This window comes from Ensifer aridi (genome assembly GCF_002078505.1).
Lineage (GTDB): Bacteria > Pseudomonadota > Alphaproteobacteria > Rhizobiales > Rhizobiaceae > Sinorhizobium > Sinorhizobium aridi.
Genome location: NZ_LUAV01000038.1, coordinates 361,406 through 381,622, shown reverse-complemented (window position 1 = coordinate 381,622; position 20,217 = coordinate 361,406). Strand labels below are relative to the sequence as shown.

21 protein-coding genes and 1 pseudogene are annotated in these 20,217 nt (G+C 63.0%); 9 read left to right on the top strand and 13 right to left on the bottom strand.

The genetic code is table 11. From position 1 onward, the window contains the following. Nucleotides 1-101 precede the first annotated feature (101 nt). A pseudogene (locus AYK65_RS30505) lies at nt 102-356 on the bottom strand (hydrolase); the annotation flags it as partial. 640 nt (nt 357-996) lie between these two features. Between AYK65_RS30505 and AYK65_RS30500 the strand changes: the two are divergent. After that, nucleotides 997-1,383 carry a DUF4440 domain-containing protein gene (locus AYK65_RS30500; protein ID WP_085028419.1) on the top strand — a complete coding sequence of 129 codons (387 nt, stop codon included), beginning with the start codon at nt 997-999 and terminating at the stop codon, nt 1,381-1,383. Between the two features lie 130 nt (nt 1,384-1,513). On the opposite strand, the gene AYK65_RS30495 is transcribed toward AYK65_RS30500, so the two are convergent. After that, the gene (locus AYK65_RS30495) at nt 1,514-2,119 is read right to left on the bottom strand and encodes a TetR/AcrR family transcriptional regulator (protein WP_139793394.1); all 606 of its coding nucleotides are present in this window, start codon (nt 2,117-2,119) and stop codon (nt 1,514-1,516) included. Nucleotides 2,120-2,173: 54 nt separating this feature from the next. Between AYK65_RS30495 and AYK65_RS30490 the strand changes: the two genes are divergently transcribed. From AYK65_RS30490 to AYK65_RS30480, 3 genes are all read left to right on the top strand, one after another. Further along, nucleotides 2,174-2,623: a VOC family protein gene (locus AYK65_RS30490; protein ID WP_081163088.1), complete on the top strand. Its 450-nt coding sequence runs from the start codon at nt 2,174-2,176 to the stop codon at nt 2,621-2,623. Continuing rightward, a complete protein-coding gene (locus AYK65_RS30485) occupies nt 2,620-3,102 on the top strand; it encodes a cupin domain-containing protein (RefSeq protein ID WP_244560154.1) in 483 nt (160 codons plus the stop codon). Before AYK65_RS30490 ends, AYK65_RS30485 begins: the two co-directional genes overlap by 4 nt. Before the next feature lie 625 nt (nt 3,103-3,727). Further along, complete coding sequence (locus AYK65_RS30480; protein WP_081163084.1) at nt 3,728-5,755, top strand: adenylate/guanylate cyclase domain-containing protein; 2,028 nt, start codon at nt 3,728-3,730, stop codon at nt 5,753-5,755. Between the two features lie 386 nt (nt 5,756-6,141). Here the strand turns inward: AYK65_RS30480 and AYK65_RS30475 are convergent, their stop codons facing one another. From AYK65_RS30475 to AYK65_RS30465, 3 genes are all read right to left on the bottom strand, one after another. Continuing rightward, a complete protein-coding gene (locus tag AYK65_RS30475; protein ID WP_081163082.1) occupies nt 6,142-6,585 on the bottom strand; it encodes an acetyltransferase in 444 nt (147 codons plus the stop codon). Nucleotides 6,586-6,657: 72 nt separating this feature from the next. Further along, nucleotides 6,658-7,290, bottom strand: coding sequence for a Vgb family protein (locus AYK65_RS30470; protein WP_026614763.1), 633 nt, complete (start codon nt 7,288-7,290; stop codon nt 6,658-6,660). A gap of 83 nt (nt 7,291-7,373) precedes the next feature. Then, nucleotides 7,374-8,594: a hypothetical protein gene (locus AYK65_RS30465; protein ID WP_026614762.1), complete on the bottom strand. Its 1,221-nt coding sequence runs from the start codon at nt 8,592-8,594 to the stop codon at nt 7,374-7,376. Nucleotides 8,595-8,695: 101 nt separating this feature from the next. On the opposite strand from AYK65_RS30465, the gene AYK65_RS30460 reads away from it, so the two are divergent. Both AYK65_RS30460 and AYK65_RS30455 read left to right on the top strand, forming a co-directional pair. After that, complete coding sequence (locus AYK65_RS30460) at nt 8,696-9,487, top strand: DUF899 domain-containing protein (RefSeq protein WP_081163080.1); 792 nt, start codon at nt 8,696-8,698, stop codon at nt 9,485-9,487. A 93-nt stretch (nt 9,488-9,580) separates the two neighbouring features. Beyond that, nucleotides 9,581-9,796, top strand: a complete 216-nt coding sequence (locus AYK65_RS30455) for a hypothetical protein (protein WP_139015687.1) — start codon at nt 9,581-9,583, stop codon at nt 9,794-9,796. Nucleotides 9,797-9,937: 141 nt separating this feature from the next. Here the strand turns inward: AYK65_RS30455 and AYK65_RS30450 are convergent, their stop codons facing one another. The 4 genes from AYK65_RS30450 to AYK65_RS30435 form a co-directional block, all read right to left on the bottom strand. Further along, nucleotides 9,938-11,443 carry a tripartite tricarboxylate transporter permease gene (locus AYK65_RS30450; RefSeq protein WP_026614759.1) on the bottom strand — a complete coding sequence of 502 codons (1,506 nt, stop codon included), beginning with the start codon at nt 11,441-11,443 and terminating at the stop codon, nt 9,938-9,940. 10 nt (nt 11,444-11,453) lie between these two features. Continuing rightward, on the bottom strand, nt 11,454-11,915 hold the full coding sequence (locus AYK65_RS30445; RefSeq protein ID WP_081163078.1) for a tripartite tricarboxylate transporter TctB family protein: 462 nt from the start codon (nt 11,913-11,915) through the stop codon (nt 11,454-11,456). 235 nt (nt 11,916-12,150) lie between these two features. Next, nucleotides 12,151-13,128 carry a tripartite tricarboxylate transporter substrate-binding protein gene (locus tag AYK65_RS30440; RefSeq protein WP_026614757.1) on the bottom strand — a complete coding sequence of 326 codons (978 nt, stop codon included), beginning with the start codon at nt 13,126-13,128 and terminating at the stop codon, nt 12,151-12,153. 495 nt (nt 13,129-13,623) lie between these two features. Further along, nucleotides 13,624-14,412: a pseudouridine synthase gene (locus AYK65_RS30435; RefSeq protein WP_081163076.1), complete on the bottom strand. Its 789-nt coding sequence runs from the start codon at nt 14,410-14,412 to the stop codon at nt 13,624-13,626. A 288-nt stretch (nt 14,413-14,700) separates the two neighbouring features. On the opposite strand from AYK65_RS30435, the gene AYK65_RS30430 reads away from it, so the two are divergent. Further along, entirely contained in the window at nt 14,701-15,969 is a 1,269-nt protein-coding gene (locus AYK65_RS30430; protein ID WP_081163127.1) for an alpha/beta hydrolase, read from the top strand. 57 nt (nt 15,970-16,026) lie between these two features. Here the strand turns inward: AYK65_RS30430 and AYK65_RS30425 are convergent, their stop codons facing one another. Further along, a complete protein-coding gene (locus tag AYK65_RS30425; protein WP_081163126.1) occupies nt 16,027-16,593 on the bottom strand; it encodes a dienelactone hydrolase family protein in 567 nt (188 codons plus the stop codon). Between the two features lie 197 nt (nt 16,594-16,790). Here AYK65_RS30425 and AYK65_RS30420 point away from each other — a divergent pair, with 197 nt between their 5' ends. Beyond that, nucleotides 16,791-17,141 (top strand): MbcA/ParS/Xre antitoxin family protein, encoded by a 351-nt coding sequence (locus AYK65_RS30420; protein ID WP_026614753.1) that lies wholly within the window; start codon nt 16,791-16,793, stop codon nt 17,139-17,141. A gap of 9 nt (nt 17,142-17,150) precedes the next feature. Continuing rightward, nucleotides 17,151-17,648 carry an RES family NAD+ phosphorylase gene (locus tag AYK65_RS30415; RefSeq protein ID WP_081163075.1) on the top strand — a complete coding sequence of 166 codons (498 nt, stop codon included), beginning with the start codon at nt 17,151-17,153 and terminating at the stop codon, nt 17,646-17,648. A gap of 417 nt (nt 17,649-18,065) precedes the next feature. On the opposite strand, the gene AYK65_RS30405 is transcribed toward AYK65_RS30415, so the two are convergent. The 3 genes from AYK65_RS30405 to bfr form a co-directional block, all read right to left on the bottom strand. Continuing rightward, nucleotides 18,066-18,341 (bottom strand): hypothetical protein, encoded by a 276-nt coding sequence (locus AYK65_RS30405; protein WP_244560153.1) that lies wholly within the window; start codon nt 18,339-18,341, stop codon nt 18,066-18,068. A gap of 119 nt (nt 18,342-18,460) precedes the next feature. Next, complete coding sequence (locus AYK65_RS30400) at nt 18,461-18,766, bottom strand: PilZ domain-containing protein (protein WP_081163070.1); 306 nt, start codon at nt 18,764-18,766, stop codon at nt 18,461-18,463. 583 nt (nt 18,767-19,349) lie between these two features. After that, complete coding sequence (gene bfr, locus AYK65_RS30395) at nt 19,350-19,835, bottom strand: bacterioferritin (protein ID WP_026614748.1); 486 nt, start codon at nt 19,833-19,835, stop codon at nt 19,350-19,352. Nucleotides 19,836-20,217: the final 382 nt, after the last annotated feature.

Below are 20,217 nucleotides of genomic sequence, written 5' to 3'. Positions count from 1 at the left end.
TTTTCACACAGCCTGGGTCGAAACCAGAAGGGCGAAGATGGCGAGGGCCGGCAAACGGATCGATCCCGACGCTCACCGAATACTCGCCATCCCGGCCCGGATCAGCCTTCGCTCCGCACAGGCGTGTTGAGGAGCTGCTGCTCCCAGAGGAAGGCAATACCGCTACCAGCGGCATGCTGCACAAGTACCTGCGCAAGCTCGGCGGCATGCTCTGTGCAGGCCCAGTCGCGCTGCCATTCCGAAGCCACCGCCAGCCAGGTCATCATGTTCGCGCCGGCCGCGATCATGCGCTGGATCGCGACCTCATGGGCCTCGACCGAAACGGCGCCTGACGCATCGGTGACGACCGTCACGTTTCCGGGTCCTCATCGAAATGTTGATCGAGTACTTCGCACGAAATCCGGACGTCTGGGGTCTCGACCGTTAAAACACGAACGGGGCGAAGCCTTATCGAAGAATTGCGTTCGACGGTCGCTCTACTACGAGCCGCTGAGCTCGACGACATTGCCCGCACGTTCCACGTACTGAGACACAGCTTGACGTATCACAGGGCTACTTGGGCAGACGGTCGCTCGCCAGTGTTTAGGCATTCGTCGGGCCGAAAGCGCTCTTCCCGCTCGCGGTCCGGATCGATCGAAATCAGGCATTCGCATCGGCAAGTGCGAGGCTTCCCGGAGGCTCAGGAGAGGATGACGCTCATGAGTTTGGAACCCGGCAATCGACCCCGGCTGCCCCGATGAGGTGGGCAGCGACGGCAGTGATAACGGGCGGCAACGTTCGGATGCCGCCGCGGCGAACTGAACGGCGGACCCGGGTGGTGTGCGGAAGTTGACCTTGTCCTGGACCCGCCGCAGAGAGCGCCATTATAGGCGAAGCGGTGGTATAGTGCGAAGTTGCAGGAGGATAAATAACAGTAAAAAAAGGAGGGAAGTTATGTCCAGGACACGCATTGGTTGGCTAATTGCGCTTGCAGTCTGCTCGAGCCCTATGACCTTGATGGAGGTGCGGGCCGGTCCGCTAGAAGAGGATGTCAAGGCTGCCTACACAGCTTGGGACGAGGCCTTCGGAAAAAAGGATTCTAAGGCGGTGGCCACCTTCTATACCGAGGATGCGCTCCTTCTTCCCCCCAGTCATGACGTGATCGAAGGACCTGCTGGCGTTGAAAAGTTTTTCAGCGGCATATTCGGCATGGGCGCGACTGATCACAAATTGGAAGTGATCAGGGTGGATGGCGACCAGAAATTGATCTACGGCGCAGCAAAATGGTCGGCAAAGGGCAAAGATGCTCAGGGCAAAGACCAGCCTTGGGGCGGAGTTGCCACACATGTTTTCGAGCGACAGTCTGACGGCAGCCTGAAAATCAAGCTACATACCTTCAATTGACGCTCAGTACCTGCGGTGCGCGGTTCGCAACGAGCTGTATAGGAAGACGTCGGTCGTCTTTTAGTCGGTAATGGCCGCAACGGGCCGGTAATCTCGGTTCTGCGAGCGGGTTTGGTTCCGCTCTCGTTTTCTACCTATCTGCGCGGGCCGCCACTGCTTCCAAGGCAATGGCGACGATACCGTCGGCGAAGCCCGTGTCGAGTGAGCGATGCCCGACAAGCAGCCGGTAGAAGACGGGTCCGTAAATCATATCGAGCAGCACCTCCAGGTCGTGCTGCAACGTAATCTCTCCCCGCGCGGCAGCCTCTAGCAACAAGGCGCGACCGGCCTCGCGGCTCGAGAGGATGACCTGGTTGCGGAAGGCTTTGGTGAATTCGCTTTCGGGGTCGGCGGCCGCGAGCGTCATGGCGATTTGGCGCCCTCTGGTCGTCGCAAAGGCCTGGATCAGCGATCGCATCTGCCCCGCGAGCGCCGATCGCAGACTTGTCCCGCCTCCTGCGAAGATGCCCGGATCTCCGGACATCAAGGCGGCCATGGCGAGTTCGGAGGCGTTCGCCCAATGCCTGTAGATCGTTGGCTTGCCCACACCGGACCTCGCGGCAACGGCCTCGACGGTCAGACGGCCAAACCCGTCCTCCGTCAGGATGTCGTGCGCCGCTTTCAGGATTCTCGCCTGCGCCAATTGGTTTGGCGGTCTTCCGCGCCGTTTCGGTGGACTCATGTGCTGTTGACTCATTTAATTATAAAACGTAACGTAACGTAACTATACGCCAGCGACAAGGGGCCGCGCATGTCCACCTCGATTTCGTCCCTGACCCCCTATTTCATCGTCAAGAATGCTCGCGCAGCGATTGATTTCTACGGTCGCGCCTTTAGTGCCGAGGAGCTCTTCCGGATGACCGACCCGCGCGACGGGCGGATCGGCCACGCGGAACTCAAGATCGGCGAAAGCACCGTCATGATTGCCGACGAGTATCCCGACTTCGGTGCACTGAGCCCAGACACGATCGGTGGCTCTCCCGTGACCTTCCACCTCGCAACTCTGTCGGTCGATGCCGATCTTGCCCGCGCCGTCGACGCGGGGGCCGTCGTTCTGCGCGCCGCTGCAGATCAAGCCTATGGCGAGCGCGTCGCCATGGTCGTCGATCCTTTCGGCCATCGGTGGATGCTCTCGCAGAAGATCGAGGATGTGGCGCCGGAAGAGATGCAGCGCCGCTGGAACGAGGAGACCGGGGCATGAGCCGGGCGGACGGAACTCGAACTGAAAGAGCCGGCATGGCTCCCTTGGAGAACAGCGCAGGCGAGGACAGTCTGTCGCACCGCCGTCGCGACATCATCCTTTTGCAGCCGGGAGAAGGGCGGCGCTACGGGCTCGGCCTGCTCACCGGCGTGTTCAAGGCCGACGAAGCCGAGACGGAGGCGGCCTATTCGGTGTCAGAGTGGATACTCAAGCCTGGCCTGAGCGGTGTCGGCTGGCACAGCCATGTCGCAAATGACGAGGTGTTCTATGTGCTCGAGGGTGTGCCCGAAATCCTCGTAGGCACCTGCTGGCGGCGCTGCATGCCGGGGACTTTCCTGCGAATACCGGCCGGTGTCGTCCACGATTTCCGAAATACCGGAGAAACGACCGCCAGGCTGCTCAATCTTTTCATACCCGGTGGATTCGAGCGCAATATGCCCACGATCTCCGCTTGGTTCGCCGCCCAGGAACAGGTTTAGTGGGTCGAAAAGCGCTGCTGAGTACGAGCGCCCCAGGCCCTCCCTACGGAGCGCGGGCCGCGCTGCTGGAAGTCGATCCGCATCACACGTCGGGGCGTCGGGCCGCTGAGCTATTTTCAGAGCGAACATCGCAATCATTTGGTGCCCTCGCCATCAGTTGTCAGCAAAATCGTCTTCTAGTGGGCATAGGCCGCCCTAGGCCCTCGTAGATCGCCACGACCGGAATGGGTCGGTTCTTCACTCACGTTCACTACCGCGGCGGAAGGGTTGGTGAGCGGAATTTCGGAGCAACAGTGCCGAAGGCCGGCAAGCGCCAGGAGCGGTTATTGCCAATCGAATACGCTAACGTCGCGTTCGGAGCCGACAGCCGACAGGCAGTTTCTGGCGTCCAAAAAAGCGATAGCGGACATTCGATCCGGTAGGTCCGAGGTCCCTGACTGACTGGACCCTAAGCCGACCTTCTCACACAGAGATCGAAAAGGCAGCGCTGACCACTACGTCCGCTAGGATCAACCTACAAACCGCGTCAATCTTTCAGCTCCATCTTCGGCGCACTCGCGTTTGCCAATGGCTCGGCGTAACCTTGCGTGGTTAGCCGTGTGGTCGCTCTCACGAAGGACTAGGTATGGAGCGTCGGCTCGCCGCCGTGCTAATCGCGGACGTCGTGGGCTATGGCCGCCTGAGCCAAGCCGACGAGGAAGGCACGCGTGCCCGCTTCCAAGCCGATCTGCGCGAGGTCTTCGAGCCGAGAATCGCCGCGCACCATGGCCGGCTGGTCAAGACCATGGGCGACGGGCTGCTGGTGGAGTTCCACAGCGTGGTCGATGCGGTGCGCTGCGCGGTTGAGGTCCAGCGCGCGAAGTCCGAGCGCGACGTCGGCGTTGCGGCCCACCGTCGGCTTGCGTTTCGCATCGGCATCAATCTTGGCGACGTGATCGTAGAGGGCGACGACATCCACGGCGAGGGCGTGATCATTGCCGACCGATTGCAGACGATGGCCGATCCCAGCGGTGTGATGATCTCTGGCACCGCCTTCGATCAGGCCATTCACAAGGCCGATGTGGGCTTTGCCTATCTCGGTGAGCAACACCTCAAGAACATCGCCGATCCGGTGCGCGTCTATCGCGTCCTATTCGATGCTGGGGCAGCGGGAAGAGTTGTCGGCACAACGCGCAAGGCGGGCGCTCGGCTCCTGATCTTGGCAGTGGCTGGAGCGGTGTTGACCGCCGCCGTCGCGATGCTCGTGGTCTGGCAGATGTCTATGCCGCCTGAGCGGCCGTCCGTCGCCGTCCTGCCGTTTGCAAACCTGAGCGGCGACTCCGAACAGGAATACTTCGCCGACGGGATCACTGACGATCTCATCACCGACCTCGCTAAACTGTCGGGACTGGTCGTCATCGCTCGCAATTCTGTCTACACCTATAAGGGCCGGCCGGTCGTCGTGCAGGACATAGCGCGCGACCTCGGTGTCCGCTATGTGGTGGAAGGCAGCGTCCGGCGAGGCGGCGACCGGATTCATGTCAATGCTAAGCTCATCGATACGGCGACCGGCGACCATGTGGTGGCCGAGGAGTTCGACCGCAGCGCCTCGGATGTCTTCGCCGTGGCGGACGAAGTAGTCCGCCATATCGTCGAGGCTCTCGGGGTGCAGCCGACGGCGTCGGAGCAAGATCAGTTGGCGCGGCCGCCGACCGCGAACCTCGAAGCCTATGACTACTATCTCCGCGGCGAGCAGGCGGAGAGAACCGGCCTGCTGCGGGAAGCGTTGCAGCTCTACGCGAAAGCGACCACGCTCGATCCCTCCTTCGCCGAGGCGCATGCGGCGGATGCGCGCACCGCGGTTTATGTCTGGCGCCTCGACTATGACAACGTTCTGCCAGGCCCCGTGGCTAGGAGACGGGCGTATGAGAAGGCCGGAAGCGCGCTGGAGCTGAACCCGGAATCCTCACGGCCCTATGCCATCCTCGCCATTCTGCAAGTCGTGGATCGCCGATACGAGGAGGCACTCGCTTCCGCCGGGCGGGCCGTGGCGCTGGGGCCCAGCGACGCCGAGGCCCATGCGGCGCTGAGCCTCGTCCTCACTTTCGCCGGCCGCCACGCCGAGGCTGTCGCTGCAATCGAGACCGCGCTGCGGCTCAACCCCAGCCTCTCGACGAGCGAACGGCTGGTCGCGGGACTGGCGTTCCTATTGCATGGGGATTACGCCCGGGCGATTGAAACGCTGAAGCGCGCGCGCGCCGAGGCGCCGCGCCTCATCGATATTCATGCCTTACTCGCCGCGGCCTACGCTCGCGCCGGTCGTTTGAGCGAAGCCCGCGACGCGGCGGGGGAAGCCCGCCGTACCGCCCCCGTCACTTCCGTCGAGACTTGGCGCGTTCTCTATGCCCATTTTCGCAATGGCCAGGACCTCGAGCGCGTCCTCGAAGCCATGCGCGACGCCGGGCTTCCCGAATGGCCCTTCGACTTCCGCGGCGAGGATCGCGACAGGCTGAGTGGGGCGGATATCTCCCGCCTGGCCTTCGGGCGGACATGGCAGGGACAGACAGGCGCGGGCGAGCCGGCTCTCCTGCAACTTGGCCGCGATGGCAAGACGGCTTTCCGGACCTCTTGGCAAAGGCCGAGGCTAATTGGCCCGCCGTCGAGACCCAGCTAGAGCAGGACGGGTTCCAGTGATGCGCAGATCGAGGTGCCACATCGAGACGGGCAGCGGACCTACTCGACGGGCGAAAAATGGAAGAGCGTGAACGCGTTGACATAGGTGTATTCGGGTTTGCCCGGGTCATGGGTTCGCCGATAAACCGGGCCGCAGCGGGGCCGCCCGAGTAACACGTTCTCGCTCTGCTCGCACAGCATGTCCCGATCGACGAAGGCGGTCCCGGTTGCGATCTGTGTCGGAGCGCAACTACGATGTCCAGAGTGGTCGCCAGCAACGTCTGCTATCGGGCGACAGCAAAGATCACCTCAATGGCCGACATGAAGGCGCACAGCGCCGTTCGTGAAGCGTGGTGGGAACGGCTGGACCGGGCCGAAAGCAGAGTTCTAAGTCTCACCGACATACCGGAGGTGGATCAAAGGATAGCACCGGCCTTGGCCGTCAGTCTCGGAACGTCCGGTCGGCTGAAACCCCATTCGCGCGTAGAACCCAACCGCTTGAGCGTTTTGTTCATTTACGTCGGTGGTAAGATTCGGACAGATGCTCAGCGCGTGTCGGACAAGGGCACGCCCCACACCGGATCCTCGATGCGCAGGATCAACAAACAGCGCCTCCATATGGCTACCGCCAAGCAGCATGAAAGCAACCGCCCTGTCCTGGCTGTCTACTGCAACCCAGAGAGGGGCCCCGGGCAAAAAGCCGGACACCTCCTTCTCGATATCACGCCGGTCGTCTGGTGAGAGGAAGTCATGCGTGGCATCTACGGCTCGGCGCCAGATGTCCATAACACGCTCACCGTCTTTGCGCGTAGAAGCGCGAATCTTGATCATGGTGGGTGCTTCTAGAGGTCAGTAAGAAGGTCCGCAATGGGCCCGAAAGCGGGGCCTCGCAGTAGCGGGGGCTTACCGGCGGGGTCGGCGGACGACTCGCACCTTTCCGCTTGCGCCACCGCCGCAGAAGAACTGGTCACCGCCATCGGACTCGAGGCCTGACACACCCATTCCGGGTGGCATTTCCAGCCTCTCCAGAACCTCGCCTGTGTCAGAATCCACACGCCGCACCTCGCTCTCGTCGCCTTCCCAGGTGGCGTGCCAGAGTTCGCCGTCGATCCAGGTGACTCCGGTGACCATGCGGTTGGATTCGATCGTGCGGAGGATCTTTCCCGTTTCGGGATCGACCTGATGAATCCTCCGGCCGCGATGCTGCCCAACCCAGAGTGCCCCTTCGGCCCAGGCAAGCCCCGAATTGCCGTCTTCCGGCGCCGGAATGGTAGCGAGCACGCGACCTGTCTCCGGATCGATCTTCAGGATGCGATCCTCGGCGATCTGAAACAGGTGCTTGCCATCGAAGGCGGTTCCGGCATGCGCGGCCACGTCGATCGAGCGCAGAGTTTCTCCGCTCGCCGGATCGAATGCGTTCAGCTTGTCCCCCGAGGCGAACCAGACGCGGCGGCCGTCGAAGGTGACGCCTGCCACCTGATCGGCTCCCGGGAAAGGTCCGTATTCGCGAAGGATTTCGGCCTTGGATCGTCTCATGCTCTCATCCTTGTGCGGAGTGCTCAGAGGCGGATACCCTTTCGCCGCCGATCGACGAAGCCGGCATCCGGTTCGATGCCACTCTAGTCACTCGGCAGGGGACCGGGAAGTAACAAGATTGTCGGGAATCCCGGCACGAGCGGCGTCATCCAGCGCCGCGCGCGGCCATGGCCGAGCGGTTGCACCTTGCCCGCTGCCGCAAGCTGTTCCAGCGCCCGCTGCACGGTACGCGGGCTGGTTCCAAGAGCGATCGCGAGCGACGAGCTCGACCATGACTCGCCATCGGCGAGCAAGGCGAGCACCGACGCATCCTGCCCTTCGACCGGTGGTGCCAGGACGACGATCTCGCGGCCACCCTGCGGCGAAAGCGCGAAACCGCGCTTCGTCGCTCTCACGTCTGCCAGATCCTTGAGCTCCGCGCGCAGCCGTCCGATTTCGACCCGCAAACGGGCGCGGTGCGATTCGTCGGCGTGCTTTGCCCGGAAGGCGCGCCGAAGGAGCGTGCCTCTCGGCACGTCCCCCGGCCAGTCCTCCGCGAGCGCCCGGGCAAGCGCAAACAATACCGGGCGGGTCGACAGCGAGACCATTGCGTTCCCTTGCCGCACGGCATGACGGCAGGCATCCACGACGAGCGTGCCGGACGCCAGAAGCGCCTCGACCTCGTCGAGCAAGAGGGAGCGTCCCTCACCGCGCGCAATCAGCCGCGCCGCCGGCGTTTTCAAGGCGAGCGAAGCGGCCTCGACCTCCGCCGTCAGCGCGGGAATGTTCGCTTGCCGCGCCGAGTGCGCGGCCCGCGTGAGCGCAGCACGCGCTGCCTCCGTCTTCAGACGCCGGATGGCTATCCCCGCAATGGCCAGTTCGCGGGCAGTCGTGGAGGCGGGCGGGAGCGGCGCCGGATCGAGGCCGGCAAGCGTGCGCTCGGCCTCGTCGAGCCGGCCGATCAAGAGCAGGCGTCGCACCTTGAGATTGCCCGCATGGGCGGCATTCACGCGATCGCCATGCGCCTCGAGCGTCGCCCAAGCCGTATCGAGCGCCTTTGCGGGCCAGGAGAGATCGCGCGACACGAGCGCGATCTCGGCCTCGGCAACGACGCAGCGAGCGCGGGCCACCGCCTCCTTCGGTCCGAAGGCGCGGGCAGCACTTTTGAGGAGAACCTTCGCCCGAACGAGGTCGCCGAGCTGTGCCATCGCTATGCCCCTGAGCGCGAGCGCGGGCGCGTCGTCACGCAGCGCGACCCGTTTCAAGGCGCCGAGGGAATCACCCGCCGCAAGCGCCCGCGCCGCGGCGGTGATCATCGAGTCCATCGGAATCCCGTCACACTTGTCACTCTCACCATCCGATATCCGGTTCTAGTCTGGCTCACGACCGGCAAGTTACGACAACAAATAGGCAAAGGAGAAGAAGGATGACAGCACATCTGACTGGAACACGTGAAGACTGGCTGACGGCGCGGCTCGAACTGCTCGCGGCGGAGAAGGAGCTGACGCGGCGCAGCGACGAACTCGCCGAGCAACGGCAGGCCTTGCCCTGGGTCAGGATCGACAAGGAGTACCGCTTCGAAACCGAAGAGGGGAGCGCCTCGCTCAAGGACCTCTTCCGGGGCCGCTCGCAGCTCCTCGTCTATCACTTCATGTTCGGACCCGACTATACGGCCGGATGCCCTTCCTGCTCCTCGATCGCGGATGGCTTCAACGGCATCGTCGTTCATCTCGAGAACCATGATGTCGCGTTCTCGGCGGTGTCGCGCGCACCGCCGGCAAAGCTCGAGGCGTTCAAGCAGCGAATGGGATGGACTTTCCCCTGGGCGTCCTCCTTCGGCAGCGACTTCAACCACGATTTCAGCGTCTGGTTCACCGAGGATGAGCAGCGCGCGGGCGGCATAGAATACAACTATCGCCGCGAGCCGCCGGCACGCGAGCCGCTCGCAGGCAAGACCGTTCAGGAATGGCGGGGCAACGAAGGACCGGTCGCCGAGATTGCGGCCATGACCGGAACCGACGTCGCCACATATACGCGCGACAGGCCGGGCGTGAGCGCATTCACGCTCGAGGACGGTATCGTCTACCACACCTATTCGAGCTATGCGCGCGGACTGGACGGCCTGTGGGGCGTGTACCAATGGCTCGACCGTGCCCCGAAAGGGCGCAACGAGACGGGTGTCTGGTGGCGCCACCACGACCGGTATGGTCAGGGCTGACCGATGCCGTTCCGGTCAAGCCACCCAACGGGCACGTCGCGCGCCAGCAACGGATCTCGCGGTGCCGCAGGTATAGGTCCGGCGCCGCGGGGAATGGCCGACTGGCTATCCCTCGCTGCCGCGCCGACATTCGCGATCATGGTGCTTTTCACGGCCGTCACCGGTGGGGCGGATATGATCTGCTCTTCGGCGCAAGAGCCCCTGCCGCTGACCGGAATGGCCGCGATGTACTTGCTGATGGCCGTCTTCCACTCGGCGCCGTGGCTGAGGCTGGTCTCGAGCCGAAGGAGCGAGGTCGGCCGGTCTTGATCCGGCGGCCGGCAAAGTCGCTCGCCCCGCGCCGTCTACTGCATGTTTCCTTAAAAACATGCAGCAATTCAAAGTGCTAGAGCGCCGCGCGTCTGATCAGACGCGCGGCGCTCTAGGCGCGGGGCAACAAGAAGAGCGCTCTCAATCCTCCTCGACGAAGACTTCCTCGCGCTTGGCCTTTACGGCCGGCAGGAAGACGATGACGAGGACCGCGGCGGCGATGGCGAGCAGGACGGCGCTGATCGGCCGAGTGACGAAGGTCGTCGGGTCGCCGCGCGAGAGGATCATGGCGCGCCTCAGGTTCTCCTCGAGCAGCGGCCCGAGAACGAAGCCGAGCAACAGCGGTGCCGGCTCGCAGCGCAGTTTCAGGAGCAGGTAGCCGACGAGGCCGAAGAAGGCGACGGCATAGAGGTCGTAGACGTTGGAATTGACGCTGTAGACCCCGATCGAGCAGAAGGCCATGATGATCGGGAAGAGCACGAAATAGGGAATCTTCAGGAGCTTCACCCAGAGCCCGATCAGGGGCAGGTTCAGGACGACGAGCATCAGGTTGCCGATCCACATGGAAGCGATGATGCCCCAGAAGAGCGCCGGCTGCTCCACGGCCACGTTCGGGCCGGGCACGATGCCCTGGATGATCATCGCGCCGATCATCAGCGCCATCACCGGGTTTGCCGGGATGCCGAGGGTGAGCAACGGAATGAACGAGGTCTGCGCGCCGGCGTTGTTGGCGCTTTCCGGCCCTGCCACGCCGGCGATCGCGCCGCGGCCGAACTCCGCCGGCCGGTCGGAGAGGCGCTTTTCCACCGTATAGGAGGCGAAGGCGGCGAGGATCGCGCCGCCGCCCGGCAGAACGCCGAGCGCCGAGCCGATCACCGTGCCGCGTATCACCGGCGCGAACATGCGCTTGAAGTCCTCCTTGGTCGGCATCAGGTCGGTGACCCTTGCCATCAGCACCTCGCGAGTCTTCTCGCTTTCGAGGTTGCGCAGGATTTCGGCAATGCCGAAGACGCCGACGGCGACCGCCACGAAATTGAGCCCATCGGCATATTCGCGGATGCCGAGGGTGAAGCGCGGTGTGCCGGTATAGATGTCGGTGCCGACGAGGCCGAGAAGCAGCCCGAGCGCGACCATGGCGAGCGCCTTGATCACCGACCCGTGCGCAAGCGCGACCGAGGAGACGAGGCCGACGATCATCAGCGAGAAATATTCGGCCGCTCCGAATTCCAGCGCGATCTCGGTCAAAGGCGGTGCGAAGAGCGCGACGAGGAAGGTGGAGACGGTGCCGGCGAAGAAGGAACCGAGCGCCGCGATCGCAAGCGCCGTGCCGGCGCGGCCGTTTCGGGCCATCTGGTAGCCGTCGATGGCCGTGACGGCGGAGGAGGATTCGCCCGGCATGTTGATGAGGATCGCCGTGGTCGAACCGCCATATTGGGCGCCGTAGTAGATGCCGGCGAGCATGATCAGCGAGGAGACCGGCTCCAACTGAAAGGTGATCGGCAGGAGCATGGCGATGGTTGCCGTGGCGCCGATGCCGGGCAGCACGCCGATCAGCGTTCCGAGCAGGACGCCGATCAGACAGAAGAGAAGGTTAGCCGGCGAAGCGGCGGTGGAGAAGCCGAGAGCGAGGTTGCTGATGAGATCCATTGTCCGCCTCCTAGAACCGGACCCAGGGGCCGAAGCGCTCGAAGGGCAGGCCGAGGCCGTAGCTGAAGACGGCGACCGAGAAGACGGTCAGCGCCAGCGAAAGGGCCACCGCCCAGAGCGGCCGCATGCGGTGCGAGGCGAAACACGCGATCAGCGCCGTGAAGAAAATCGCGGGAACGAAGCCGAGCCCGCGTACCGTCAGGCCGAAGAAGATCGGCGCCGGCAGGATGAAGAAGATGCCGCGGATCGCGATCGGTCCCATCGGCTCGCCGTGAACGCGGGCCGATTGCACCAGGATGATGATTCCGAGCAGCGTCAGCACCGCCGAAAGCAGCAGCGGGAAATAGCCCGGCCCCATGCGGAAGGCCGTGCCGAGCTCGAGGTTGAAGGATTGCCAGGCGAAGAAAAGGCCAACGGCCGTCAGGATACTCCCGCACAGCGCGTTGGTTGTATCGAAGGAGATGGCTTTCATCTGTTCCCCATATTGTTGCTCGGACGCGGCCGCTACGCACCGATCTTCGCGAATGTCCTCGCTTTTATTGTCCGACTAAGCTCGCAGCGTCCTGCGCGAGTTGACGGCTGTCAACTGCGGTCTCGATCATTTCTTCCGACCGGCCGCTGCCCCCGAAGCGGCCGGTCGGACGCGATGCCGCTGCCGTTCCCTCCTCCTGGCGGAGAACAGAACGGCAGTGGGTCGCCAGAGCAGATCAATCCGCGTATTGGCCGGCGGCCTCGATCACCGGCTTCCAGCGGGCGATCTCGCTTTCGAGCTTGGCCTTCAGCGCCGCCGGAGTGGCGTCCGCTTCGCTCGACGGCTCGGTGCCGAGCTCGCCGAAGCGAGCGGCGACGTTCTCGTCCTTGAGAGCCTTCTGCAGCGACTTCGACAGGCGGTCGGTGACTTCGGCCGGCGTGCCCTTCGGCGCGTAGATGCCGTGCCAGATACCAACCTGGAAGCCCTGAAGACCGGCTTCTTCAGCCGTCGGCAGGTCCGGGAAGATTTTCAGCCGCTTGGGCGAGGTCACGGCATAGGCCTTGATCGTGCCGCCTTGAATCTGCTTGGTCGTGTTCGTCGTCTGATCGCACATGATATCGACCTGGCCGCCGAGCAGGTCGGTCATTGCCGGCCCGGTGCCCTTGTAGGGCACGGTCGTGAGCTGCGTTTCGATGGCGCTCATGAACATCATACCGCAGAGATGCGATGCCGCGCCGATGCCGGCATTGGCGACGGTCACCGTGTCCTTGTTCGCCTTGGCGTAGTCGATCAGGCCCTTGAGGTCGGTCGGCTCGAAATCCTTGCGCGCCACGATCGTCATCGGCACTTCCGTGACGAGGCCGACGTATTCGAAGGCATTCAAGGTGTCATAGGCGAGCTTGCGATAGAGCGTCGCGCTGGTGGCCATGCCGATATGATGCAGAAGCAGCGTGTAGCCGTCGGGATCCGCCTGAGCGACGCGACCGGCGCCGAGCGTGCCGCCGGCACCGCCGACGTTCTCGACGATGATCTGCTGCCCGAGGTCCTTCGACATGGACTCGGCCACGAGACGGGCGACCGTATCGGTCGGACCGCCGGCCGAGAAGGGCACCACCATCGTAATCGTGCGCTCCGGATAGCCTTGAGCGTTGGCCGAGGCGGCAAAAAGGGAAACGGCGGCGACGGCGCCCAGAAGCGCGTTCAGAATCTTCATCTTTTCCTCCCGGATGAATTGTCGACCAGCCGGCATGGATCCTCCCGCACCGGTTCTGGCTTCACCCATTTAGCAAACGGGATTTTACCACAGACAACTGCCGCCCGAGGTCGTTTCCTGCATTTCCCGCGTCCGGCGGCGAAAGATGGGTGGAATCGGAAACAAAAGCGCCAGGCAGTGGGTGGATTTCCACACATCGGCGATCGCACGCAGGCCCGGCCGGTGACTGGAGCGGGGCATACAACGGGCGGGACGGCGGGAATGCCTTCTAAATAAACCCCTCCCCAACCCTCCCACAAGGGGGAGGGGGCGCCTGTGCCGCGTCCGCCCGCACTTCCCTTTTGCACTGTTGCACCAGCCTCAAGGGTGGAGTTGGAGTGGTCGGGGCCGCGGCCGCCGAGCCCCTCCCCCTTGTGGGGAGGGGAGGGCTGAAACCAGAGTGGAAGGGGTTGAGCCCGTCCACGGATCGTGCCTTCCGTCTCGCCAGGGCATTCGTCAAAGACCGGTGCGACGCTTGAGGTAGTGGATTTCCGCCTCCGTCAGCGGTCGGCTTGCGCCTTTCGGCAGATCGCCGAGCCGGATCTCACCGATCGAGATGCGAATGAGGCGCAGGCACTCGAAGCCGAGCACGTCGAGCATGCGACGGATCTGCCGGTTGCGCCCTTCCTCGAGCTCGACTTCGATCCAGCTGTTCCTGTCGCCGCTTCTCAAAGGACGGACGCTCTTCGCCTTCAGCCACTCGCCGCCCTCGGCGACGCCTTCCATCATGCGCGCGGCCATGGCCTCGTCGAAGATGCCCCGCACCTGGACATGGTAGACCTTGCCGAGGTGGGTCGCCGGATCGAGCAGGCGCTGCGCCAGCACGGTGTCGTTGGTGAAGAGGAGAAGCCCCTCGCTAGCCTTGTCGAGCCTGCCGACCGGCGAGAGGAATGGTGCATCGACCGCCTCGAGGCAACTGAAGACGGTCGCCCGTCCCTCGGGATCGTCGCGCGTCGTCACGAGCCCGCGCGGCTTGTTCAGCATCAGATAGATCTTCGCGTGTGCCGCGATCAGCACACCATCGACGGCGATCCTGTCCGTATCGATGTCGACCCAATGGGAAAGATCGGTCGTCTTCCTGCCGCCGACGCTGACGCGACCGTCGGCGATCAGCTTCTCCGCCTGCGCTCTCGAGCAATAGCCGAGCTTGGAAAGGGCACGCGGCAGTGTCACGCGTTTGCCGGCGCGCTCGCCGGTATGCGCATGATCGCGATTCCTGCCCGCCGCCCGTGCCTGCCGCTTCACTCGTCAAATCTCCGCACTGTCATTCCAAGTGCATCTCGCCAAATCCATTTCGCGAAGTCCACCTCGCATCCCATTTCCATCTGGCACAATCAGCGCCGCCCGGCCAGAGGCGAGCCCGGATCACCGAAGCCCGATCGTCAGTGCCCGGTGACATCGCCCTTGGAAAAGTCCATTTTCTGCCTTCAGAACGAAGGTGGATTGCGGCTATATCCGCAAGGTCATCGTTCTTCCTGCGGCCGCGATCAGGTGACGCGGATCCGTATCGGGGGTCGTCAGAGGGGAATGCCGATGCCTGAAAAGATGGATCTCCGCGTCCGCACGCGTCGGTTTGCGGGGCCGGGACGCGCCGCCTCGGCGCTTGTCACGCTCTTGCTGCTGGCGGGCTGCGGCGGCCATGCGAAGGGCGTGATGACGCCGGTGGCTGTGGCGAATCCGGCTACGACGTCCCAGGTCGACATGCTTGTCGCGACGACACGTCAGCCCTCGGGCGACCCGGCCACGTTGTTCTCCGGCGAACGAAGTCCGACGCTCTCGCTGACGGATGTCGCGGTCTCGATCCCACCAGATTCGCGGCGCAAGCCCGGCACGGTGCAGTGGCCGCGCCGGCTGCCGCCCAATCCCGACAGCGATTTCGCCGTGACGCGCGTGCGTGAGCTGCCGTCCCGCGACGAGGCGCGGAACTGGTTTCGCGAGCACACTGCCGACGGTCATGTCCTCCTGTTCGTACACGGCTTCAACAACACCTATGAGGATTCCGTCTTCCGGCTGGCGCAGATCGTGCACGATTCCGGCGCCCAGGCGACGCCGATGCTGTTCACCTGGCCGTCGCGTGCGCGCGTGCTCGACTACAACTACGACAAGGAGAGCACGAACTATTCGAGGACCGCGCTCGAAGATGCCCTGTGGTCTCTGGCGCGCGCCCCTGAAGTGAAGGACGTTACGATCCTCGCCCATTCGATGGGAACCTGGCTGACGATGGAATCCCTTCGCCAGATGGGTATCCGCGACGGCGGGATCGCGCCCAAGATCAAGAACGTGATCCTGGCATCACCGGACATCGATCTTGACGTCTTTGCGAAGCAGTTCGTGGAGCTTGGCGAGCGGCGGCCGAAATTCACGATATTCGTGTCGCAGGACGACCGGGCGCTGGCAGTGTCGCGCCTCATCTCGGGCGACGTCTCGCGATTGGGCGCGATCGATCCGACGGCCGAGCCCTATCGCACGCAGCTCGAGCGGGCCGGCATCACCGCGATCGACCTCACGAAGGTGCAGTCCGGCGATCGTCTAAACCATGGCAAATTCGCCGAGACCCCCGAGATCGTGCAGTTAATCGGCCAGCGCATCGTCAAGGGGCAAACCTTGACCGATTCCCAGGTCACGCTCGGCGACGGAATAAGCGCTGTCGTCGCCGGCACGGCCAAGAATGTCGGCACCGTGGCGGCCGCGACCATCTCCGCGCCGGTGAAAATCCTCGAAGAGCCGGTGTCGCGCAGGAAACGTCCGAAGCTCGGCGAGACCTTGCAGAGCGGCACGGGCGCTGCCGCCGCGGCGAACTGAGCGGATTCTAGTCCCGCTCCGGTTCAGCTATCGGCGTGAAAATAGAGGCGCTCCTGTTCACAGCGCAGCGAGCAGGCGCTCGACGCGGCTCCAGGTGAGGCGAGCGGCTTCCGCATCGTAGTCGGGAAGCGTGGCGTCGGTATAAAGATGGCCGGGGCCTGGATAGGTGAACACTTCGAGAGCGATCGGCGATCGTCCGGCCGCTGCGCGCCAGCCGGCGACCTCGTCTGCCGGCTCGAAGGGGTCCGGATCGGCGAGATGGACCTGGACCGGCAGGCCGCTTCGCGCATTTGCCGGGATCTCGGCGATGCTGTGGAGGAAGACGATGCCGGCCGTGTCGGGCCGCTTCGCCCAGAGGCTCGCCGCCACGGCGGCGCCCATCGAGAAACCGCCGAGAACAGCGGTTGCGGGCAGCCCCGCGACGGCCCGCTCCGCGCGCTCGCAAAGGTTCGACCAGCCGATCTCGTCCTTCAATGCGAAGCCCTCTTCGATCGAGGTGGCGACGCGGCCGTCGTAGAGATCGGGGGCGGAGACGTCGTGCCCTGCCGCCCGGAGACGTTCGGCAGCGTCGCGCTCGAGCGAGCGCAAGCCACGGACGGAATGCAAGAGGATCACTGTCGCCATCGTCGCAACCTCGTCTAAATATGGTTGCGGTAGTTGAGCATGATGCACGCGTGCGGGCAACACCCAGCGATTCTCGGAGGGCGTTGCAAGGTCGTCCTCGGGAGCCGAGAAACCGATGCCGTCCATTGGCCTTGATGCTTGAAGCCCAGTGTTTCTGACGCTATATTGCGTCAATGAAATCGGCAAAGGTGAATGTCATGGGTCTCGCGCAGTATTCGGAGGACGGAGTTTTCGCCCCGCGCAAGATCGCCGAGGCCTTTCGAACGACGAGCGAGGAGGTCGCGCGCACGGTGGGTCTCGGAAAGGATGCGATCCAGCGGAAGGACCGCGTCCGGTCGGATAAGACGCAGCGGCGGCTGCGCGAGATGATCGAGGTCGTCAACAAGGTCGAGCCCCGATTTGGCTCGGCTTTGATGGCCTATGCCTGGTACCGGTCCGAGCCGCTTCCCGGCTTCTCCGGCCAGACGGCCATGCAGCTCGTCCGCAGCGGCCGGGGCGAAGAGGTGCTCGACTACATCGACGCGGTTGATGCCGGCGTGCACGCTTGACCCCGTGCGATGCGTTATGAAGGAAAGCTCTATCGAGCGCTCAATCCCATCTATGCGCGTGAGCCGCTCTCGGGCCGCGGCGCTGAACTCCATGGCGGCCGCTTCAATCCGAAGGGCGTTCCGGCGCTCTATTGCTCGCTGTCGGTGATGACGGCGTTGAGGGAGGCGACCCAGGTGGGCAACCTCCAGCCAACGACGCTTGTCTGCTACGACGCCGAGATCGAGCGTGTCTTCGATAGCCGGGAGGAAGCGGCGCTTGCCGACGAGGCCATGGATGCTGCGGCGCTCGGCGACGCCACATGGCGTGACCAGATGAAGACCAGCGGAGAGGCCAGGACGCAGTCCTTCGCCCGGCGACTAATCGCGGCCGGCTATCATGGCCTCATGGTCAGGAGCTTCGCGCCTGCGGCAAGCCTGGATGACCTCAATCTTGTGCTCTGGAAATGGGGTGACGCCGCCCCATGCCGTCTCACGCTGATCGATGACGAGAGCCGCCTGTCGAGATAGCCGTCGCGGACCTGTTCCGCTGCACACTTTGGGCGACGTGCATTGGTCATAAACGTGCTCGATTCAGCGGATGGGCCCGTGAGGCCGCGGCTTGCGCGCGTCATGACCGCCAGCGTCATCGAGGGCCGCCAGAAGCTCATCATCCGCGATCGGCCCGGCCTCGCGTACTGGCCGAAGGTGGGCGTGACTAGAGCGGGATGCGCTCATATGCGTTCGCGCCGCCGCTATCCCTTTGTATTTGCCGCACTTGTGCTACGTCAGGTGATTCCACCTGACTGCCAAATGCTCTAGCTTGTGCGACTGCCTGACAGCGTTGAAGATGCGGTGATCCCGGACCATGGGCGATACGGGAAGGTGCGGTTCACCCGCTCGGTACACAAAAAAGCTGCCGCCAGAGCTCTTGCCGGGCGACATGCATTAGGGCGCCCCACCGGTTGCCAGAACAGCTCTGATTTCTCTTAGGCGAATGTCGAGTGTGTTGTGAGCGGCCTGCATGAGGTCCATGTCATGAATGTGACTGATGGCCGCCAGCTCGTGCATCAGATCGCCGATGATCACGTCAACGCGCCGAGGAGCACCCGTCGCATCCTCCATTATGCTTGCCTCAAGTTGCTCAAACGACCCCCCAAGCGCACGGTAGAGCTCGAGCGTCGCGAAGAGGAGGTTTCTCTGGCGCTCTGCGAGGTCGCTCACCGACGCTTCTCCACTGCGCGCCGCCATGAGTCGCACAGCTTTGTTTTGGAACTCGCTCATCTCACCAACTCAGAACGTGCTTGACATGCATCGCCTACGCCACGGCTCGAAAACTCCGGCTAGCGGAAAAATTTGAAATACGAGGCAATCTGCGTTGCGGTGTTGGACGACAGTTTGAGCTTTATTCCTATCCTGTCCCCCCTAGTCCAACGAACGATCCCGGTCAGAAAGCCGAGCTCCTCGCTGCGTATCGTGACTTCTTGTCCGGTTTGGGCGCCGATGTCGAAGAGGAGCTGGAAACAGATGCCCTCTTCCGAAAGGTCTCTGACTATACCGTTGCTCGATCCGGTCTTGCAGCTGACATTGCCGGTGATACTCGTCCGGGTGCGCGAAGAGACGCGCTGAACGTTGCCCTCGTGAGTCATGTCTTCCTCCGCACTCTAACTCGAGGTAGCTCAGTTCGACATATCTCGGCTATTTTCTGAGACGTCGTTGAGAAATGGTCCGGGATTGTCGATCGTCGGTAATGGAATCTTAATCAATACGGTTTGTTGCATCTGCGCTATACTGCACGCAAGACGTTTATTAGTTCCTAATTGAAGAATTGACAAAATACATTCTGGTAACTGTTCGATCGTCAGTGGCCGGGGTGGCTGTTCTCGCTGCCGTGCACGGTGAACAGAACCGCAACAAGCACCCCGCCGCAGAGGGAAGCGGCTGTTGGCGCCATTCGGCGGTATAAGACCGGTGGCATTCGCAGCGGGGCTTTCGGCTATTGCGGCAACTTATCGTCAGCGGGCGGGGAGCGCGTCGACGCCAGACGCTGCCGACTGGGTCGCCTTCGGCTGTGCGGTATTATTGACCGGCATTGTCAGCGAAGTGTTCCGGATGGCGAGACGCGCCATCGAGCATACAGAGGCTGTCGTCGCAGCCCGTGGTGCGCATCTGAGATCGATTTTGGACACGGCCGCCATCCGCCGGCCTGCATCCATTCCCATCTTTGCTGAACTAATCGGCTTCGTCGGCCGAGTCCGCGTTGAGGAGGCCGTATTTCTTGTCGCCGATTTGCGAGAGCAGGTCGAGCTGCGTTTCGAGAAAGTCGATATGACCTTCTTCGTCGCTTAGCAGCTCTTCGAACAATTTCATCGAGACGTAGTCTCCGGCCTGTCGACAGACATCACGGGAGGCCATGTAGGAGTTCCGGGCGTCGTACTCGCCGGCAAGATCGGCTTCCAGGACTTCCTTGACGTTTTGACCTATGCGCAGCGGCGCAACCGCCTGGAGGTTGGGATGGCCTTCAAGGAAGATGATGCGGACCACAAGCTTGTCCGCGTGGTGCATTTCTTCGATCGACTCCTCGCGCTCTCTCTTGGCGAGCTTCGTGTAGCCCCAATTTTCGACGAGGCGATAATGCAGCCAGAATTGGTTTACCGCCCCCAGCTCGAGAAACAACGCTTCGTTCAGACGCTCAATTACCTTCGGATCCCCTCTCATCGGACGCTCCTCCGCGCGAGTTGTCGATGCGCAACTTTAATCCCTGCGGGCTGTATATGTCGAGGTTTGTTAGAACTATTCTAAATAACTCCAGAAAACACCTCGAGCGCGGCCCCGAACAGGGGCTGAACGGCATGGCGAGTCTTTTGATGGAGTCGAATGGGCTCGGCGCGTGGCACCGCAAGCAATGCTCACATGACGTCACGCGCATATTCGAAAGAAGCCCGGATCGTGACGATCCGGGCTCAAATCATGTTCTAACTTTATCTATTGCAATATTAAGCATCGACACGGCAATGCTTCTTCCCTCGCCGAAACAGCAAGCTCTAAGGGCAATTCGGGAAGATGTGTCGTTGCAGAAAGGATATTATCCGAAAGTCTT